Origin of the sequence: Phycicoccus sp. HDW14, assembly GCF_011383005.1 — a bacterium.
In the GTDB taxonomy this organism is placed as follows: Bacteria; Actinomycetota; Actinomycetes; order Actinomycetales; family Dermatophilaceae; genus Phycicoccus.
Genome location: NZ_CP049935.1, coordinates 220643 through 237056 on the forward strand (window position 1 = coordinate 220643; position 16414 = coordinate 237056).

The window sequence follows — 16414 nt, forward strand, 5'->3', positions numbered from 1 at the left end:
GCCTGGAATGCCTCGTAGCCTGAAGAAGGGCCCCTTCATCGACGACCACCTTCAGAAGAAGGTGGATATCCAGAACGAAGCGGGCACCAAGAACGTCATCAAGACCTGGTCGCGCCGGTCGGTCATCTCGCCCGACATGCTCGGTCACACCCTCGCCGTCCACGACGGCCGCAAGCACGTGCCGGTGTTCGTCACCGAGGCGATGGTCGGGCACAAGCTCGGCGAGTTCGCGCCGACCCGCACCTTCAAGGGTCACGTGAAGGACGACAAGAAGGGGCGTCGTCGCTGATGGCCGCCGAGACCACCACCACCGTCGAGTCGCGGGCGGTCGCCCGCCACACGCGGATCACGCCGATGAAGGCCCGCCGGGTCGTCGACCTCATCCGCGGCAAGGCCGCCCCGAGGCCGTGTCCGTCCTGCGCTTCGCCCCCCAGGCGGCCAGCGAGCAGGTCCTCAAGGTCCTCGAGTCGGCCATCGCCAACGCGCGGGTCAAGGCCGACAAGACGGCCGAGCGCTTCGACGAGCGCGAGCTCTTCGTCAGCGCGGCCTTCGTCGACGAGGGCCCCACCATGAAGCGTTTCCGTCCGCGCGCGCAGGGTCGCGCCGGCCGCATCAACAAGCGCACGAGCCACATCACCGTGGTCGTCGCTCCCAAGCCCGCCAAGACCACGAACGGAGGCACCCGCTGATGGGTCAGAAGGTCAACCCGCACGGCTTCCGTCTCGGGATCACCACGGAGCACAAGAGCCGTTGGTTCGCCGACTCCACCAAGGAGGGTCAGCGCTACCGCGACTACGTCAAGGAGGACGTGGCGATCCGCAAGCTCATGTCCACGGGCATGGACCGCGCCGGCATCGCCCGCGTCGACATCGAGCGCACCCGTGACCGGGTCCGCGTCGACATCCACACCGCGCGTCCGGGCATCGTCATCGGCCGCCGCGGCGCCGAGGCCGACCGTATCCGCGGCGAGCTCGAGAAGCTCACCGGCAAGCAGGTCCAGCTGAACATCCTCGAGGTCAAGAACCCCGAGGTCGAGGCCCAGCTCGTCGCGCAGGGCATCGCCGAGCAGCTGTCGGCCCGCGTCTCGTTCCGTCGCGCCATGCGCAAGGGCATGCAGTCGGCCACCCGCGCCGGCGCCAAGGGCATCCGCGTCCAGGTCTCCGGCCGCCTCGGCGGCGCGGAGATGAGCCGTACCGAGTTCTACCGCGAGGGGCGCGTGCCGCTGCACACCCTCCGCGCGCAGATCGACTACGGCCTGTACGAGGCCAAGACCACGTTCGGTCGCATCGGCGTCAAGGTGTGGATCTACAAGGGCGACATGACCGCTCGCGAGCTCGCGGCCCAGCAGGCCACCGCTCCGCGCCAGGGTCGTGGCCCGCGTCGTGACGGCGCCGACCGTCCGGCCCGTGCCCGTCGCACCGACGCCCCCGCCGCCGCGCAGGCCCCGGCCGAGCAGGCCGCGGCCGCTCCGAGCACCGAGGAGTCCTGACATGTTGATCCCCCGTCGGGTCAAGCACCGCAAGCAGCACCACCCGGGTCGCTCGGGCGCTGCCAAGGGTGGTACGACCATCGCGTTCGGCGACTACGGCATCCAGGCCCTCGAGCCCGCCTACGTCACGAACCGCCAGATCGAGTCCGCGCGTATCGCGATGACCCGCTACATCAAGCGTGGCGGAAAGGTCTGGATCAACATCTACCCGGACCGTCCGCTCACCAAGAAGCCCGCCGAGACCCGCATGGGTTCCGGCAAGGGCTCGCCGGAGTGGTGGATCGCGAACGTCAAGCCGGGCCGTGTCATGTTCGAGCTCTCCGGTGTCCCGGAGGACGTCGCGCGCGAGGCCCTGCGCCTCGCGATGCACAAGCTGCCGATGAAGTGCCGCTTCGTCCGGCGTGAGGGTGGTGACTTCTGATGGCAGTCGGTTCCAAGGACCTGACCTCCAAGGAGCTGCGGGGCCTCGACGACGAGCGCCTCGTCGACGAGCTCCGCAAGGCCAAGGAGGAGCTGTTCAACCTCCGGTTCCAGTCGGCCACCGGCCAGCTGGACAACCACGGCCGGCTCCGCGCCGTCCGCAAGGACATCGCCCGGATCTACACCGAGATGCGCGAGCGCGAGCTGGGCATCGGCGTGAAGGGTGAGGCCAAGTGAGCAACGAGAAGGACGAGACCGTGACCGCGACCATCGACCGCAGCTACCGCAAGACCCGCCAGGGCTACGTGGTCAGCGACAAGATGGACAAGACCGTCGTCGTCGAGGTCGAGGACCGCGTGAAGCACGCCCTCTACGGCAAGGTGCTGCGCCGCTCGAGCAAGGTCAAGGCGCACGACGAGGCCAACGCCGCCGGCGTCGGCGACCGCGTCCTCATCATGGAGACCCGGCCGCTGTCCGCCACGAAGCGCTGGCGCGTCGTCGAGATCCTCGAGAAGGCCAAGTAAGCCTCTGCCGCAAGGCAACCCAGTCAGTTCGGCCAGGCTCGCCCCGGCGAGAACCAGCACGACGAGTAGGAGTTAGACAGTGATCCAGCAGGAGTCGCGACTGCGTGTCGCCGACAACACCGGTGCGAAGGAGATCCTCTGCATCCGTGTTCTCGGCGGTTCCGGTCGCCGGTACGCCGGCATCGGCGACACCATCGTCGCCACCGTCAAGGACGCGATCCCCGGCGGGAACGTCAAGAAGGGTGACGTCGTCAAGGCCGTCATCGTGCGGACGAAGAAGGAGCGCCGTCGTGCCGACGGTTCCTACATCAAGTTCGACGAGAACGCCGCCGTCATCCTCCGCAACGACGGGGACCCGCGCGGTACCCGCATCTTCGGCCCCGTGGGCCGCGAGCTGCGCGAGAAGAAGTTCATGAAGATCATCAGCCTGGCCCCGGAGGTGCTCTGACCCATGGCGAAGATCAAGAAGGGCGACACCGTCCAGGTGCTCGCCGGCAAGGACAAGGGCAGCACGGGCAAGGTCATCGCGGTCAACCGTGAGACCGACCGCGTCACCGTCGAGGGTGTCAACCGGGTCACCCGGCACACCAAGGCGGGCGAGTCCAACCGTGGCAGCCGCACCGGTGGCCTCATCGTCCAGGAGGCGCCGATCCACGTGAGCAACGTCGCGATCGTCGACCCCTCGGACAAGAAGCCGACCCGGATGAAGACCCGCGTCGAGACCGTCGAGCGGGACGGGCGCCAGAAGGCGACCCGCGTCCGCGTCGGCGTGCGCTCGGGCAAGGACCTGTGAGAGAGATGGCTGACACCGCTACCACGCCGCGCCTCAAGACGCGCTACCAGGACGAGATCAAGGGCTCCCTGCGTGAGCAGTTCGCGTACGCGAACGTCATGCAGGTCCCGGGCGTCGTCAAGGTCGTCGTCAACATGGGCGTCGGTGACGCCGCCAAGGACAGCAAGCTCATCGAGGGTGCCGTCCGCGACCTCACCGCCATCACCGGCCAGAAGCCGGTCGTCACGAAGGCCCGCAAGTCCATCGCGCAGTTCAAGCTGCGCGAGGGCATGCCGATCGGTGCGCACGCCACGCTGCGCGGCGACCGCATGTGGGAGTTCCTCGACCGCCTCGTGACCGTCGCGCTCCCGCGCATCCGTGACTTCCGCGGCCTCTCGCCGCGCCAGTTCGACGGGCGGGGCAACTACACCTTCGGTCTCACGGAGCAGTCGATGTTCCACGAGATCGACCAGGACCGCATCGACCGGGTCCGCGGCATGGACATCACGATCGTGACGACCGCGACGAACGACGACGAGGGACGCGCGCTGCTCAAGGCGCTCGGCTTCCCGTTCAAGGAGAACTGAGCATGGCCAAGACCGCCCTCGTCAACAAGGCGAACAAGAAGCCGAAGTTCACTGTCCGCGGCTACACCCGCTGCCAGCGCTGCGGCCGTCCGCACTCGGTCTACCGCAAGTTCGGCCTCTGCCGGATCTGCCTCCGGGAGATGGCCCACGCGGGCGAGCTCCCGGGCGTGACCAAGTCCAGCTGGTAAGTCCTCACCCCGCCGCCTCGCGCGGCACCCCATCCACAGACCATCTACAGCGCAGGTCCGCCGGAGAAACCGTCCGGAGGAAACCGTGCTGAGAGAGGGCGGAGAAGCCCAATGACCATGACCGACCCGATCGCGGACATGTTGACCCGCGTCCGGAACGCCAACTCGGCGCACAAGGACGACGTCTCCATGCCGTTCTCCAAGCTCAAGAGCCACATCGCCGAGATCCTCGAGGCCGAGGGCTACATCGGCGGCTGGACCGTCGAGGACGCCGAGGTGGGCAAGACCCTCACCGTCCAGCTCAAGTACGGCCCCAACCGGGAGCGCTCGATCGCCGGCCTGCGCCGCGTCAGCAAGCCCGGTCTGCGCGTCTACGCCAAGTCGACCAACCTTCCCAAGGTGCTCGGCGGGCTCGGCGTCGCGATCATCTCGACCTCCTCCGGCCTGCTGACCGATCGTCAGGCCGCCAACAAGGGTGTGGGTGGGGAAGTCCTCGCCTACGTCTGGTAAGGGGTAGCTGACATGTCGCGAATCGGACGACTCCCCGTCACCGTCCCCTCCGGTGTCGACGTGACCATCGCCGGTCAGACCGTCACCGTCAAGGGCCCCAAGGGCGAGCTCACCCACACCGTCGCCGAGCCGATCACCATCGAGCAGGCCGACGGCACCCTCGAGGTCAAGCGTCCCGACGACGAGCGCACCTCGCGCTCGCTCCACGGCCTGACCCGCTCGCTCATCAACAACATGGTGCTCGGTGTGACCGAGGGCTACGAGAAGAAGCTCGAGATCCACGGCACCGGGTACCGCGTGCTGGCCAAGGGCTCCAACCTCGAGTTCGCCCTGGGCTACTCGCACTCCATCACCGTCGAGCCCCCGTCGGGCATCACGTTCGCGGTCGAGAACCAGACCCGGTTCTCGGTCCAGGGCATCGACAAGCAGCTCGTCGGCGAGGTCGCCGCGAACATCCGCAAGCTCCGCAAGCCCGACCCGTACAAGGGCAAGGGCGTCCGCTACGCGGGCGAGCACATCCGCCGCAAGGTCGGAAAGGCTGGTAAGTAACCGATGGCTCTGATCGTCAAGCGCGCCAAGGGCAAGTCGGCCGCACGCGTCCGCCGTCACACCCGCGTCCGCAAGCAGGTCGCCGGCACCGCCGTGCGTCCCCGCCTCGTGGTGTCGCGGTCCTCGCGCCACGTCTTCGTCCAGGTCGTCGACGACACCGTGGGCAAGACCGTCGCGTCCGCCTCGACGATGGAGGCCGACGTGCGCTCCCTCGAGGGTGACAAGCGGGACAAGGCCAAGAAGGTCGGTGAGCTCGTCGCCGAGCGCGCCAAGGCCGCCGGTGTCGAGGCCGTCGTGTTCGACCGCGGCGGCAACCGCTACCACGGTCGCGTCGCCGCCATCGCGGACGGCGCTCGGGAAGGCGGGCTGGCCCTGTGACCCACGCTGCCCGCACCACCACGAACGTCGAGAAGAGGAACATCTGATGCCAGGACCCCAGCGTCGAGGCACCGGAGCCACGGCCGGCTCCGCCGAGCGCGGCGACCGCCGCGGCGGCCGTGACGGCGGCCGCGGAGGCCGCGACTCCCGCGAGGCCGAGAAGAGCCAGTACCTGGAGCGCGTCGTCACGATCAACCGTGTCGCCAAGGTCGTCAAGGGTGGTCGTCGCTTCAGCTTCACCGCCCTCGTCGTCGTCGGCGACGGTGACGGCACCGTCGGTGTCGGCTACGGCAAGGCCAAGGAGGTGCCCGCGGCGATCGCCAAGGGTGTCGAGGAGGCGAAGAAGAACTTCTTCCGCGTCCCGCGCATCCAGGGCACCATCCCCCACCCCGTCCAGGGTGAGGCCGCTGCCGGTGTCGTCATGCTCCGCCCCGCCAGCCCCGGTACCGGTGTCATCGCCGGTGGCCCGGTGCGTGCGGTGCTCGAGTGCGCCGGCATCCACGACGTGCTGTCCAAGAGCCTCGGCTCCGACAACGCGATCAACATCGTCCACGCGGTCGTCGCGGCCCTCCAGGGCCTCGAGCGCCCCGAGGCCGTCGCCGCCCGTCGCGGGCTGCCGGTCGACCGGGTCGCGCCCGCCGCGATGCTCCGCGCCCAGGCCGCCGGCCTGGCCGAGGCCAAGGCCGGTGCGTGATGGGGCGCCTCAAGGTCACCCAGACCCGGTCCGGGATCGGTGGGAAGCAGAACCAGCGTGAGACGCTGCGCTCCCTCGGTCTGAAGCGCATCGGCGACGTCGTCGTCAAGGAGGACCGTCCCGAGATCCGCGGGATGGTCAAGACGGTTCCGCACCTCGTGACCGTCGAGGAGGTTGAGTGAGCATGGCCGACACCACGAAGGCCACGAAGGCCGCTGCGTCCGAGGGCGCCCCGGCGCTCAAGGTGCACCACCTGCGCCCTGCGCCCGGCGCCAAGTCCGCCAAGATCCGCGTCGGTCGCGGTGAGGGTGGCAAGCGCGGCAAGACCGCCGGTCGCGGCACCAAGGGCACCAAGGCCCGCTACCAGGTGCGCCCCGGCTTCCAGGGCGGCACCACGCCGCTGCACATGCGGTTCCCGAAGCTGCGCGGCTTCAAGAACCCGTTCAAGACCGAGTACCAGGTCGTCAACCTCGACAAGCTGGCGTCGCTCTACCCCCAGGGTGGCGACGTGACCGTCGAGGACCTGGTCGCCAAGGGTGCCGTCCGCGACGGCCACCCGGTCAAGGTGCTCGGCACCGGCGAGATCGACGTCAAGGTCTCCGTGACCGCCGACGCGTTCTCGACCAGCGCCAAGGAGAAGATCGAGGCGGCGGGCGGCTCGGCGACGACCGCCTGACCCCGCTCGATGACCGCGTGTCGCAGGGCCGGCTCCGGGACTCACCCCGGACCCGGCCCTGCGCCGCGTTCACCCCACCCGCCCGCCTCGGCCCGTGCCGGGGCACCGGGTATGTTGTGACGGATCGCTGACGACGTGGCCACACCCCCGGCCGCACCCTGGAGGACCCTGTGCTCACCGCTTTCGGCCGCGCGTTCAAGACGCCCGACCTGCGCAGGAAGCTGCTGTTCACCCTGTTCATCATCGTGGTGTTCCGGCTGGGCTCGCACGTGCCCACCCCCGGCGTCAGCTACCCGGCGGTGCAGCAGTGCATCAAGGGCGCCGACAACAGCAACCAGCTGCTCGGCCTGATCAACCTCTTCAGCGGCGGCGCGCTGCTCCAGCTGTCGATCTTCGCGCTGGGGATCATGCCGTACATCACGGCGAGCATCATCGTCCAGCTGCTCACCGTCGTCATCCCGCGGTTCGAGGCTCTCAAGAAGGAGGGCCAGGCCGGTCAGACGAAGATGACGCAGTACACGCGCTACCTGACGATCGGGCTGGCGGTCCTCCAGAGCTCGACGCTCATCACCTTCGCGCAGAACCCCTCGACGCTGTTCAACAACCCGTCGTGCACGAACATCCTGTCCGACAGCTCGGTCGTCACGATCCTCATCATGGTGCTGACGATGACCGCCGGTACGGGCGTCATCATGTGGATGGGTGAGCTCGTCACCGACAAGGGCGTCGGCAACGGCATGTCGCTGCTGATCTTCACCTCGATCGCGGCGCAGTTCCCGTCCTCGCTGTGGCAGATCCAGCAGCGCTCCGGCTTCGGCACCTTCCTCGGCGTCATCGCCCTCGGGTTCGTCGTCATCGCGCTCGTCGTGTTCGTCGAGCAGAGTCAGCGCCGCATCCCGGTCCAGTACGCCAAGCGGATGGTCGGGCGCCGGGTCTACGGCGGCACCTCCACGTACATCCCGCTCAAGGTGAACATGGCCGGTGTCATCCCGGTCATCTTCGCGAGCTCGCTGCTGACGCTGCCCACGCTCGTCGCGCAGTTCAACCAGGGCGCCAACGGGGTCAACCCGGGCTGGGTCGACTGGATCCAGGCCCACCTCGTGCGCGGTGACCACCCGTACTACATGGCCCTCTACACGGGCCTCATCCTCTTCTTCACGTTCTTCTACGTGTCGATCACGTTCAACCCCACCGAAGTCGCCGACAACATGAAGAAGTACGGCGGCTTCATCCCGGGTATCCGCGCCGGGCGACCCACGGCCGAGTACCTCAACTACGTCCTGACCCGGATCACCGTGCCCGGCGCGATCTACCTCGCGCTGATCTCGCTCCTCCCGCTCGTCGCGCTGGTCCTGGTCGATGCGAACCAGAACTTCCCCTTCGGTGGCACCTCGATCCTCATCATCGTGGGTGTCGGCCTGGAGACGGTGAAGCAGATCGAGGCCCAGCTGCAGCAGCGTCACTATGAAGGGTTCCTCCGCTGATGCGACTCATCATCCTCGGGCCGCCCGGTGCCGGTAAGGGCACGCAGGCGTCCCGGATCGCCGAGCACTTCGGCATCCCGGCCATCTCGACCGGGGACATCTTCCGGGCCAACATCAAGGACGAGACCGAGCTCGGTCTGCAGGTCAAGGAGATCCTCGCCTCGGGCGGGTACGTCTCCGACGAGATCACCAACGCCATCGTCGAGGACCGCCTCGGCCAGGACGACTGCGCACGGGGCTTCCTCCTCGACGGCTACCCGCGCACCCTCGCCCAGGTCGAGGCGCTCGACTCCGTGCTCGCCGCCCACGGGGGCGCGCTCGACCACGTCCTCGAGCTGACCGTCGACGACGACGTGGTCGTCGGGCGGCTGCTCAAGCGGGCCGAGACCGAGGGTCGTTCCGACGACACCGAGGAGGTCATCCGGGACCGGATGGCCATCTACCACCGCGAGACGCGTCCGCTGTCGGAGACCTACCGGTCGCGCGGCCTGCTCGTCGAGGTCGACGGCGACGGAGCTGTCGACGACGTGACGCAGCGGATCACCACCGCCCTCACCTGACCCGCGGAGCCGCCCTGATCCGGGCGGCCCCCACCCGTCGAAAGTACAGAACACGCCGTCTGCGCCTCTTGCCAGACGGCGTGTTCTGTACTTTCGACGGGGTTCTGTGGAGAACTCGGCGGGCGAGCCGGTCGAACCCGCGACCCTGCCTCCATGCGCCCCTCAGACCTGCCTGCGAGCTTGGGCACAGGCGCCTTCAGCACGAGCGCGGCCCGGGCGGCCGGGGTGCCGTCGAGCAGGTTGCGCCGTTCGGACTTGCACCACCCCACCCGAGGGGCCCACGTCCGCACCGTGCCTTCGGTACTCGTCGACCGCGCTGCGGCCTACCTCGCGGGACTGCCGGACGGCCGTGCGTTCTCGCACCTGACAGCGGCCCGCCTGCACGGGCTCCCGCTCCCGGCTCACCTCGAGCGGGAGGCAGACGACGGGCCATTGCACGTGATGGCCCGCACCACCGCCGGACACACGCGTCGTGGCGGATGCACCGGACACCGCGGACTGGAGTGGCGGACTTCGACCGACGTCCACGGTCTGCCGGTGGTCTCGCCCGAGGACACGTGGTGCGACCTCGGCGAGCTCGGTCGGCGGCGGGTCTGTGTTGACGACCTCGTCGTCCTTGGCGACGCCGTCGTGGCACCGGTCGCCTCCCTGCGCGACGCAGCGTGGCAGCTGAGAGGCCCCATGGAGAGCCGGGTCCGACCGCGCGGCAAGGTGATGCTCGTGGAGGCGCTCAGCCTGATACGTCCCGGGGTGCGGTCGCCGATGGAGTCGCGGGCACGTCTCATGTTCGTGCGGACCGGCTTCCCCGAGCCCGAGGTGAATGGGGACCTCACGGACCGCGCCGGGGAGTGGCTGGCTGAGGGCGACCTCGTCTGGCGGGATCGACGGGTCGTCGGTGAGTACCAGGGCTCCGACCACGCCTCGCGCCGGCGTCGCAGCCGTGACGCGTCGCGCCGGACCTCGCTCGAGGGCGAGGGCTGGACCGTCCTCGAGATCTGGGCCGAGGACGTCCTCGTGGGAGGCCGACGGACGGCGTGCCTGCTCCGGTTCGCACACGAGCTCGGCATCGACCCCCGACACCTGGACCTCTGACCCCGTCGAAGGTACAGAACACGCCGTGCCGTCACGGGAGCGGACGGCGCGTTCTGTACTTTCGACGGGGTGTGGGGGAGCGGGTGGGGAGGGGGCGGGTGGGATGTGGGGGAGCGGTGCGGCGCGGGTAGGGTTCCGCGGCATGGGACTGTTCAGCCGTGACCGCTGCGAGGGCAAGACGGCCGAGCAGCTGGCGATGATGCGCACCGCCGGCCTGCTCGTCGGGCGCACCCTCGAGCTGGTCGTCGCGGCGGTCCGCCCGGGCGTGACCACCCTCGAGCTCGACGCCCTCGCCGAGGCCCACATCCGCGACCACGGCGGCATCCCCAACTTCCAGCTCGTCCCCGGCTACCGGCACACCCTCTGCACGAGCGTCAACGACGAGATCGTGCACGGCATCCCGGGCCCGCGCGTGCTCGCCGCCGGCGACCTGCTCTCCATCGACTGCGGGGCCGAGGTCGCGGGCTGGAACGGCGACTCCGCCGTCACCGTCGTCGTCGGCGGACCCGAGGCCGCCCGCCCCGAGGACCTCGCGCTCAGCGAGGACACCGAGGCCTCGCTCTGGGCCGGCATCGCCGCGCTGACGGTCGGGGCGCCGCTCTACGCCGTGGGCGCCGCGGTCGAGGACGCCGTCGTCGACGCCGGCACCCGGCGCGGGCGCGAGTACGGCATCGTCGAGGACTACGTCGGCCACGGCATCGGCACCTCGATGCACATGGACCCGCAGGTGCCCAACTACCGCATCCAGGGCCGCAGCCCCCGCGTGCCCGACGGCATGACCATCTGCATCGAGCCGATGGTCACCCTCGGCGACCAGGACAACACGATCCTCGAGGACGAGTGGACCGTCGTCACGCGCGACGGCTCGCGGGCCGCGCACTGGGAGCACTCGGTGGCGGTCACCTCGGCCGGCACGTGCGTGCTCACGGCGATCGACGGCGGCCGCGAGCGGCTGGCGTCCCTCGGCGTCGCGTACGCCGACATCACCCCCGCCTGACCTCGGGCGACGTCCCGGCCGTCCCCACCGGGTGACCGATCTCTCGGTGAGGTCGGCCCTGCGCGTGGCTAGGGTTGAGGGTGGCCCAAGACCACCGACCGAGGAGAGCTCGATGACCACGTCGTCGCCTCCGCACGACCTCATGCCGCTCGCCGACGGGTTCGACCCGCGCACCCGCGAGGACTGGCTCGGCCTCGTCGCCGACGTCCTCAACAAGCGCCGTGCCGAGGACGACCGCCTCGACCCCGACGCCGCCGGGCAGGCCCTCGTCACCGCCCTCGACGGCGGCCTGGCCACCGACGGCCTCTACCTGCGCGAGGACCGCGCACTCGGGCGTCCCGGCGCGATGCCGTTCACGCGCGGCCGCGTCGTGCGCGACGGCACGATGCCGTGGGACGTCCGCCAGCTGCACGACGACCCGGATGCCGGCCGCTCCGGTGAGGCGGTGCTCGACGACCTCGAGCACGGCGTCACGTCGGTGTGGGTGCACGTGGGGGAGGACGGCGTCGCCTCCGCCGACCTCGCCACGGTGCTCGCCGACGTGCGGCTCGACCTCGCCCCCGTCGTCGTCAGCTCCTCCACCGACCAGCCGGGCGCCGCCCGCGCCCTGCTCGACGTCGTCGGCGACCGGCCGACGACGGGCGGCAACCTCGGCATCGACCCCGTCGGAGCCGCCCTGCGCACCGGCACCGCTCCGGACCTCGAGCCGCTCGCCGACCTCGTCCGTGCGGCCGCCGACCACGACGGCTGGCGGGCGGTCACCGTCGACGCGCGCGTGCTGCACGACGCCGGCGGCAGCGAGGTCGACGCGCTCGCCGTCGCCGTCGCCACCGGCGTCGCGTACCTGCGCTACCTCGAGGCCGCTGGGCTCGAACCGGCAGAAGCGTTCCCGCACATCGAGTTCCGCGTCAGTGCCACCGCCGACCAGTTCCTCACCGCGGCCGTGCTCCGCGCCCTGCGGCGCGTCTGGGCCCGGGTCGGAGAGGCCGTCGGCGTCCCCGAGGCCGACCGCGGCGCCCGCACCCACGCCGTCACCAGCCTGCGGATGGCCACTCGCGAGGACCCGTTCGTCAACGTCCTGCGCAACACCCTCGCCACGTTCGGCGCATCGATCGGAGACGCCGACGCCATCACGGTGCTGCCCCACGACACCGTCTCCGGGTTGCCGGAACGGTTCTCGCGCAGGCTCGCCCGCAACACCCAGATCCTCCTCGCCGCCGAGTCCAACGTCGGTCGGGTCACCGATCCCGGTGGCGGCTCGTGGTACCTGGAGTCGCTGACCGACGAGGTCGCACAGCACGCGTGGGCCCGGTTCCAGGAGGTCGAGCGCGCCGGTGGCGTCCTCGACGCCCTCGCCTCCGGCCTGCTCCGCGAGTGGGTCGACACCGCCACGGCCGAGCGCGAGCGGCTCATCGCCACCCGCCGCCGCCCACTGACCGGCGTCTCGATGTTCCCGAACCTCGCCGACACCGCGGCCGAGCGTCGACCCCGCGCCCCCTGACCAGTGGCGACGCCGCCTTCGCCCCGCGTCGGGACGCCGCCGCCTTCGAGGCACTGCGCGACCGGGCCCGCACCCTCGAGCACCCCGCCGTCACCGTCCGCACGCTCGGCGCCCAGCGCGACTTCGGTGCCCGGCAGGGGTTCGTCGCCAACCTTCTCGCCTCGGGCGGCATCGCCACGACCGACGAGGTCACGCCGACCGCCGTCCTCGCCAGCAGCAGGGCGCAGTACCAGGAGCACGGCCGCGCGGCCGTCGAGGAGCTCCGCGCCGCCGGGGCCGGTCGAGTGCTCGTCGCCGGTCGCGCCGCGGAGCTCGGCGACGCCGACCTCGTCGACGGCGAGCTCTTCGACGGGATGGACGTCGTCGCGTTCCTCGGCGAGTTGCTCGACGACCTCGGCGCCCCGGCGGAAGGAGACCCCCGATGACCGGAGTCCCGGACTTCACCACCCTCGACCTCGGCCCCGGCACCCCGGACGCCGCGACCGGGACCACCACCGACACCACCGACCCCTGGCTCACCCCCGAGCAGATCCCCGTCAAGGCGGTCTACACCGAGGACGACCTCGCCGGCCTCGACTTCCTCGACACCGTGCCCGGCGCCCCGCCGTTCCTGCGCGGCCCGTACCCGACGATGTACACGACCCAGCCGTGGACCATCCGCCAGTACGCGGGCTTCAGCACCGCCGAGGAGTCCAACGCCTTCTACCGCCGCAACCTCGCGGCCGGCCAGAAGGGCCTGAGCGTCGCCTTCGACCTCGCGACCCACCGCGGCTACGACTCCGACCACCCCGCGTCGCCGGCGACGTCGGGATGGCCGGAGTGGCCATCGACTCGATCTACGACATGCGCACCCTCTTCGACGGCATCCCGCTCGACCAGATGTCGGTGTCGATGACGATGAACGGCGCCGTCATCCCGGTGCTCGCGCTCTACGTCGTCGCGGCCGAGGAGCAGGGGGTGAAGGCGGAGCAGCTGACCGGGACCATCCAGAACGACATCCTCAAGGAGTTCATGGTCCGCAACACCTACATCTACCCGCCCGAGCCCTCGATGCGGATCATCAGCGACATCTTCGCCTTCACCAGCCAGGAGATGCCGCGCTTCAACTCGATCTCGATCTCCGGGTACCACATGCAGGAGGCCGGGGCCACGCAGGACCTCGAGCTGGCCTACACCCTCGCCGACGGCGTCGAGTACCTGCGGGCCGGCCAGGCGGTGGGCCTCGACGTCGACCGCTTCGCCCCGCGCCTGTCCTTCTTCTGGGCGATCGGGATGAACTTCTACATGGAGGTCGCCAAGATGCGGGCCGCGCGCCTGCTCTGGGCCCGCCTCGTGCGCGAGCAGGGCGCGCAGAACCCGAAGTCGCTCAGCCTGCGCACGCACAGCCAGACCTCCGGGTGGAGCCTCACCGCCCAGGACGTCTTCAACAACGTCGTGCGCACCTGCATCGAGGCGATGGCCGCGACGCAGGGGCACACGCAGTCCCTCCACACCAACGCCCTCGACGAGGCGATCGCGCTGCCGACCGACTTCTCGGCCCGCATCGCCCGCAACACCCAGCTGGTCCTCCAGCAGGAGTCGGGCACGACGCGCACCATCGACCCGTGGGCCGGCTCGGCCTACGTCGAGCGGCTGACCCACGACCTCGCCCAGCGCGCGTGGCAGCACATCGAGGAGGTCGAGGCCGCCGGCGGGATGGCCAAGGCGATCGAGGCCGGCATCCCGAAGATGCGCATTGAGGAGGCGGCCGCCCGCACCCAGGCGCGCATCGACTCCGGCCACCAGCCGGTCATCGGCGTCAACACCTACGTCGTCGACGTCGACGAGCCGATCGAGGTCCTCAAGGTCGACAACGCCGCCGTGCGGGCCAGCCAGGTCGCCAAGCTCGAGCGGCTGCGCGCCGAGCGCGACGAGGACGCCTGCCGTGCCGCCCTGTCCCGGATGACCGAGGCCGCCCGCGCCGGGTCCGACGGCACCCCCGAGACCAACCTGCTCGCCCTGGCCATCGAGGCCGCGCGCGCCAAGGCCACCGTCGGCGAGATGTCGCTGGCCATGGAGGAGGCGTTCGGCCGCTACACCGCCCAGATCCGTACGATCGGGGGCGTGTACAGCGCCGAGGCGGGGGAGGACGCCACCGTCCGCGAGGCCCAGGCCGCCGTCGAGGCGTTCGAGGAGGCCCAGGGCCGCCGGCCGCGCATCCTCGTCGCCAAGATGGGCCAGGACGGCCACGACCGCGGGCAGAAGGTCATCGCCACCGCGTTCGCCGACCTCGGCTTCGACGTCGACGTGGGCCCGCTGTTCCAGACGCCGGAGGAGGTCGCCCGCCAGGCCGTCGAGGCCGACGTGCACGTCGTGGGCGTCAGCTCGCTGGCCGCCGGCCACCTCACCCTCGTGCCGGCCCTGCGCAAGGCCCTCGACGACCTCGGCCGCGAGGACCTGATGATCGTCGTCGGCGGGGTCATCCCCGACCAGGACCACGAGGCCCTGCGGGCGGCCGGCGCCGACGACATCTACCCCCGGGCACCGTCATCAGCAAGGCGGCCCTGGCCCTCGTCGGCGAGCTGCGCGAGCGGCTCGGGTGAGCGGTCCGGTCCCGGTCGCGGAACTCGTCGCCGGGGTGCGGGCCGGCGAGCGCCGGCAGGTGGCGCGGGCCATCACGCTCCTGGAGTCGCGGCGCCCGGACCACCGCGAGCAGGCCCGCGAGCTGCTCGCGGCGCTGGCCGACCGCACCGGCGGGGCCGTGCGGGTGGGCATCAGCGGGGTGCCGGGCGCCGGCAAGTCGACCTTCATCGACACCCTCGGGGTGCGGCTCATCGAGCAGGGGCACCGGGTGGCCGTCGTCGCCGTCGACCCCAGCTCGCGGCGGACCGGCGGCTCGATCCTCGGCGACCGCACCCGGATGGGCCGGCTCGCCGCGTCCGACGCCGCGTTCGTGCGGCCGAGCCCGTCGGGGCGCCAGCTCGGGGGAGTGGCCCGGGCGACGCGCGAGTCGATGCTCGTGCTCGAGGCCGCCGGCTTCGACGTCGTCGTCGTCGAGACCGTCGGGGTCGGCCAGAACGAGGTCGCCGTCTCCGAGATGGTCGACACCTTCCTGCTGCTCACCCTCGCCCGGGCCGGCGACCAGCTGCAGGGCATCAAGCGCGGCATCCTCGAGCTCGCCGACGTCATCGCCGTCAACAAGGCCGACGGCGACGGCGAGCTGCCGGCCAAGGGCGCGGCCCGCGAGCTGGCCGGCGCGATGCGGATGATGATGCCCGGCCGCGACGTGCGCCGGCCCCCGGTGCTCACCTGCTCGGCCCTGACCGGCGACGGCCTCGACGAGGTGTGGCGGGCCGTCCTCGAGCACCGGGCCTACCTCGAGGAGCACCACACCCTCGCGGGGCGGCGTGCGCAGCAGCAGGAGGACTGGATGTGGGCCCTCGTCGACGCCGAGCTGACCGACGGGGTCCGCTCCTCGCCCTCGGTGCGGGCCGAGCGGGCCGAGGTCGAGGCGCGCGTGCGCTCCGGCGAGCTGAGCGCGGTCGACGGGACGGCCCGCATCCTCGCGCTCTACACCGCCGACCTGCGGGCCACGGATTCCGAAGGCTGACGGGCTTCATCAGCCGTTCGGCCGATGCCGACTACGCCGGTCGGGTCGTGCTGGTCGTCCGATCCGGCAGGTCGGAGCACACGGGATGGCCCCGTGGGGACCCGGCAGGGCATCGTGGATTCCGCACCCGGTGATCCGGACCATCCGGTCCGACCCTGTCCATCGGGCGCAGAGCCCGGGATCCACCCCCTGCACGGAGACCGGCTCGCCCTAGTCCACCGGGTCGGCCAACCCTGCAACGGCCGGCCCGGTGGACTGTTTTCTGCCCCCGTCCCACCGATTTCGTGGCGGCCCCCTCCTGCCGTACCATTGAACGTCGGTCACGTGTGCGTTCCTGCATGGGTGCAAGCCTGCGCGGAGCAGCACGGGGCCGATTTCCATGAGCCAGCCCGACTCCAAGCGAG

The 16414-nt window shown here is 70.8% G+C and carries 21 protein-coding genes and 3 pseudogenes; all 24 read left to right on the plus strand.

The genetic code is table 11. The features are described 5' to 3' along the window. The first annotated feature begins 7 nt into the window (after positions 1-7). The 24 genes and pseudogenes from rpsS to meaB all read left to right on the plus strand — a co-directional run bounded on the left by rpsS (position 8) and on the right by meaB (position 16010). The gene (gene rpsS / locus G7075_RS01105) at positions 8-289 is read left to right on the plus strand and encodes a 30S ribosomal protein S19 (RefSeq protein ID WP_166118026.1); all 282 of its coding nucleotides are present in this window, start codon (positions 8-10) and stop codon (positions 287-289) included. After that, a pseudogene (rplV, locus tag G7075_RS01110) lies at positions 289-689 on the plus strand (50S ribosomal protein L22). Before rpsS ends, rplV begins: the two are co-directional and overlap by 1 nt. After that, a complete protein-coding gene (rpsC, locus tag G7075_RS01115; protein WP_166118028.1) occupies positions 689-1489 on the plus strand; it encodes a 30S ribosomal protein S3 in 801 nt (266 codons plus the stop codon). Before rplV ends, rpsC begins: the two are co-directional and overlap by 1 nt. 1 nt (position 1490) lies before the next feature. After that, complete coding sequence (gene rplP, locus G7075_RS01120) at positions 1491-1910, plus strand: 50S ribosomal protein L16 (RefSeq protein WP_166118030.1); 420 nt, start codon at positions 1491-1493, stop codon at positions 1908-1910. Beyond that, positions 1910-2122, plus strand: a pseudogene (gene rpmC, locus G7075_RS01125) (50S ribosomal protein L29); the annotation flags it as partial. The gene rplP and the pseudogene rpmC, both read left to right, overlap by 1 nt. 20 nt (positions 2123-2142) lie before the next feature. Then, entirely contained in the window at positions 2143-2433 is a 291-nt protein-coding gene (gene rpsQ, locus G7075_RS01130; RefSeq protein WP_166118035.1) for a 30S ribosomal protein S17, read from the plus strand. A gap of 79 nt (positions 2434-2512) precedes the next feature. Further along, positions 2513-2881 (plus strand): 50S ribosomal protein L14, encoded by a 369-nt coding sequence (rplN, locus tag G7075_RS01135; protein WP_166118037.1) that lies wholly within the window; start codon positions 2513-2515, stop codon positions 2879-2881. Between the two features lie 3 nt (positions 2882-2884). After that, positions 2885-3226 (plus strand): 50S ribosomal protein L24, encoded by a 342-nt coding sequence (gene rplX / locus G7075_RS01140; RefSeq protein WP_166118039.1) that lies wholly within the window; start codon positions 2885-2887, stop codon positions 3224-3226. 5 nt (positions 3227-3231) lie between these two features. Beyond that, complete coding sequence (gene rplE / locus G7075_RS01145) at positions 3232-3792, plus strand: 50S ribosomal protein L5 (RefSeq protein WP_166118041.1); 561 nt, start codon at positions 3232-3234, stop codon at positions 3790-3792. 2 nt (positions 3793-3794) lie between these two features. Beyond that, complete coding sequence (locus tag G7075_RS01150; protein WP_166118043.1) at positions 3795-3980, plus strand: type Z 30S ribosomal protein S14; 186 nt, start codon at positions 3795-3797, stop codon at positions 3978-3980. Positions 3981-4091: 111 nt separating this feature from the next. Beyond that, positions 4092-4490 (plus strand): 30S ribosomal protein S8, encoded by a 399-nt coding sequence (gene rpsH / locus G7075_RS01155; protein ID WP_166118045.1) that lies wholly within the window; start codon positions 4092-4094, stop codon positions 4488-4490. Positions 4491-4502: 12 nt separating this feature from the next. Next, the gene (rplF, locus tag G7075_RS01160; protein ID WP_166118047.1) at positions 4503-5039 is read left to right on the plus strand and encodes a 50S ribosomal protein L6; all 537 of its coding nucleotides are present in this window, start codon (positions 4503-4505) and stop codon (positions 5037-5039) included. Positions 5040-5042: 3 nt separating this feature from the next. After that, positions 5043-5417, plus strand: a complete 375-nt coding sequence (gene rplR, locus G7075_RS01165) for a 50S ribosomal protein L18 (RefSeq protein WP_166118049.1) — start codon at positions 5043-5045, stop codon at positions 5415-5417. Positions 5418-5463: 46 nt separating this feature from the next. Continuing rightward, complete coding sequence (gene rpsE / locus G7075_RS01170; protein ID WP_166118052.1) at positions 5464-6111, plus strand: 30S ribosomal protein S5; 648 nt, start codon at positions 5464-5466, stop codon at positions 6109-6111. Continuing rightward, positions 6111-6293: a 50S ribosomal protein L30 gene (gene rpmD, locus G7075_RS01175; RefSeq protein WP_166118054.1), complete on the plus strand. Its 183-nt coding sequence runs from the start codon at positions 6111-6113 to the stop codon at positions 6291-6293. Before rpsE ends, rpmD begins: the two co-directional genes overlap by 1 nt. 2 nt (positions 6294-6295) lie before the next feature. Next, positions 6296-6787, plus strand: coding sequence for a 50S ribosomal protein L15 (gene rplO, locus G7075_RS01180; protein WP_166118056.1), 492 nt, complete (start codon positions 6296-6298; stop codon positions 6785-6787). A 170-nt stretch (positions 6788-6957) separates the two neighbouring features. Beyond that, on the plus strand, positions 6958-8271 hold the full coding sequence (secY, locus tag G7075_RS01185; protein ID WP_166118058.1) for a preprotein translocase subunit SecY: 1314 nt from the start codon (positions 6958-6960) through the stop codon (positions 8269-8271). Then, positions 8271-8831: an adenylate kinase gene (locus G7075_RS01190; RefSeq protein WP_166118060.1), complete on the plus strand. Its 561-nt coding sequence runs from the start codon at positions 8271-8273 to the stop codon at positions 8829-8831. The genes secY and G7075_RS01190 overlap by 1 nt, the downstream gene beginning before the upstream one ends. 537 nt (positions 8832-9368) lie before the next feature. Then, positions 9369-9923, plus strand: a complete 555-nt coding sequence (locus G7075_RS01195; protein WP_166118062.1) for a DUF559 domain-containing protein — start codon at positions 9369-9371, stop codon at positions 9921-9923. A 142-nt stretch (positions 9924-10065) separates the two neighbouring features. Next, positions 10066-10920 (plus strand): type I methionyl aminopeptidase, encoded by an 855-nt coding sequence (map, locus tag G7075_RS01200; RefSeq protein WP_166118064.1) that lies wholly within the window; start codon positions 10066-10068, stop codon positions 10918-10920. Between the two features lie 112 nt (positions 10921-11032). After that, positions 11033-12421: a methylmalonyl-CoA mutase subunit beta gene (locus tag G7075_RS01205; protein WP_240917800.1), complete on the plus strand. Its 1389-nt coding sequence runs from the start codon at positions 11033-11035 to the stop codon at positions 12419-12421. 284 nt (positions 12422-12705) lie between these two features. Beyond that, positions 12706-12846, plus strand: coding sequence for a hypothetical protein (locus G7075_RS20555; protein WP_240917801.1), 141 nt, complete (start codon positions 12706-12708; stop codon positions 12844-12846). After that, positions 12843-15003 (plus strand): annotated as a pseudogene (gene scpA, locus G7075_RS01210) (methylmalonyl-CoA mutase). Before G7075_RS20555 ends, scpA begins: the two are co-directional and overlap by 4 nt. Next, on the plus strand, positions 15000-16010 hold the full coding sequence (meaB, locus tag G7075_RS01215) for a methylmalonyl Co-A mutase-associated GTPase MeaB (RefSeq protein ID WP_166118066.1): 1011 nt from the start codon (positions 15000-15002) through the stop codon (positions 16008-16010). Before scpA ends, meaB begins: the two are co-directional and overlap by 4 nt. Positions 16011-16414: the final 404 nt, after the last annotated feature.

What these genes read in the sequence shown, in the direction of transcription:
- rpsS (WP_166118026.1), top strand. Translation starts at nt 8, where the DNA reads ATGCCTCGTAGCCTGAAGAAGGGCCCCTTCATCGACGACCACCTTCAG.
- rpsC (WP_166118028.1), top strand. Translation starts at nt 689, where the DNA reads ATGGGTCAGAAGGTCAACCCGCACGGCTTCCGTCTCGGGATCACCACG.
- rplP (WP_166118030.1), top strand. Translation starts at nt 1,491, where the DNA reads ATGTTGATCCCCCGTCGGGTCAAGCACCGCAAGCAGCACCACCCGGGT.
- rplX (WP_166118039.1), top strand. Translation starts at nt 2,885, where the DNA reads ATGGCGAAGATCAAGAAGGGCGACACCGTCCAGGTGCTCGCCGGCAAG.
- rplE (WP_166118041.1), top strand. Translation starts at nt 3,232, where the DNA reads ATGGCTGACACCGCTACCACGCCGCGCCTCAAGACGCGCTACCAGGAC.
- G7075_RS01150 (WP_166118043.1), top strand. Translation starts at nt 3,795, where the DNA reads ATGGCCAAGACCGCCCTCGTCAACAAGGCGAACAAGAAGCCGAAGTTC.
- rpsH (WP_166118045.1), top strand. Translation starts at nt 4,092, where the DNA reads ATGACCATGACCGACCCGATCGCGGACATGTTGACCCGCGTCCGGAAC.
- rplF (WP_166118047.1), top strand. Translation starts at nt 4,503, where the DNA reads ATGTCGCGAATCGGACGACTCCCCGTCACCGTCCCCTCCGGTGTCGAC.
- rplR (WP_166118049.1), top strand. Translation starts at nt 5,043, where the DNA reads ATGGCTCTGATCGTCAAGCGCGCCAAGGGCAAGTCGGCCGCACGCGTC.
- rpsE (WP_166118052.1), top strand. Translation starts at nt 5,464, where the DNA reads ATGCCAGGACCCCAGCGTCGAGGCACCGGAGCCACGGCCGGCTCCGCC.
- rpmD (WP_166118054.1), top strand. Translation starts at nt 6,111, where the DNA reads ATGGGGCGCCTCAAGGTCACCCAGACCCGGTCCGGGATCGGTGGGAAG.
- rplO (WP_166118056.1), top strand. Translation starts at nt 6,296, where the DNA reads ATGGCCGACACCACGAAGGCCACGAAGGCCGCTGCGTCCGAGGGCGCC.
- G7075_RS01190 (WP_166118060.1), top strand. Translation starts at nt 8,271, where the DNA reads ATGCGACTCATCATCCTCGGGCCGCCCGGTGCCGGTAAGGGCACGCAG.
- map (WP_166118064.1), top strand. Translation starts at nt 10,066, where the DNA reads ATGGGACTGTTCAGCCGTGACCGCTGCGAGGGCAAGACGGCCGAGCAG.
- G7075_RS01205 (WP_240917800.1), top strand. Translation starts at nt 11,033, where the DNA reads ATGACCACGTCGTCGCCTCCGCACGACCTCATGCCGCTCGCCGACGGG.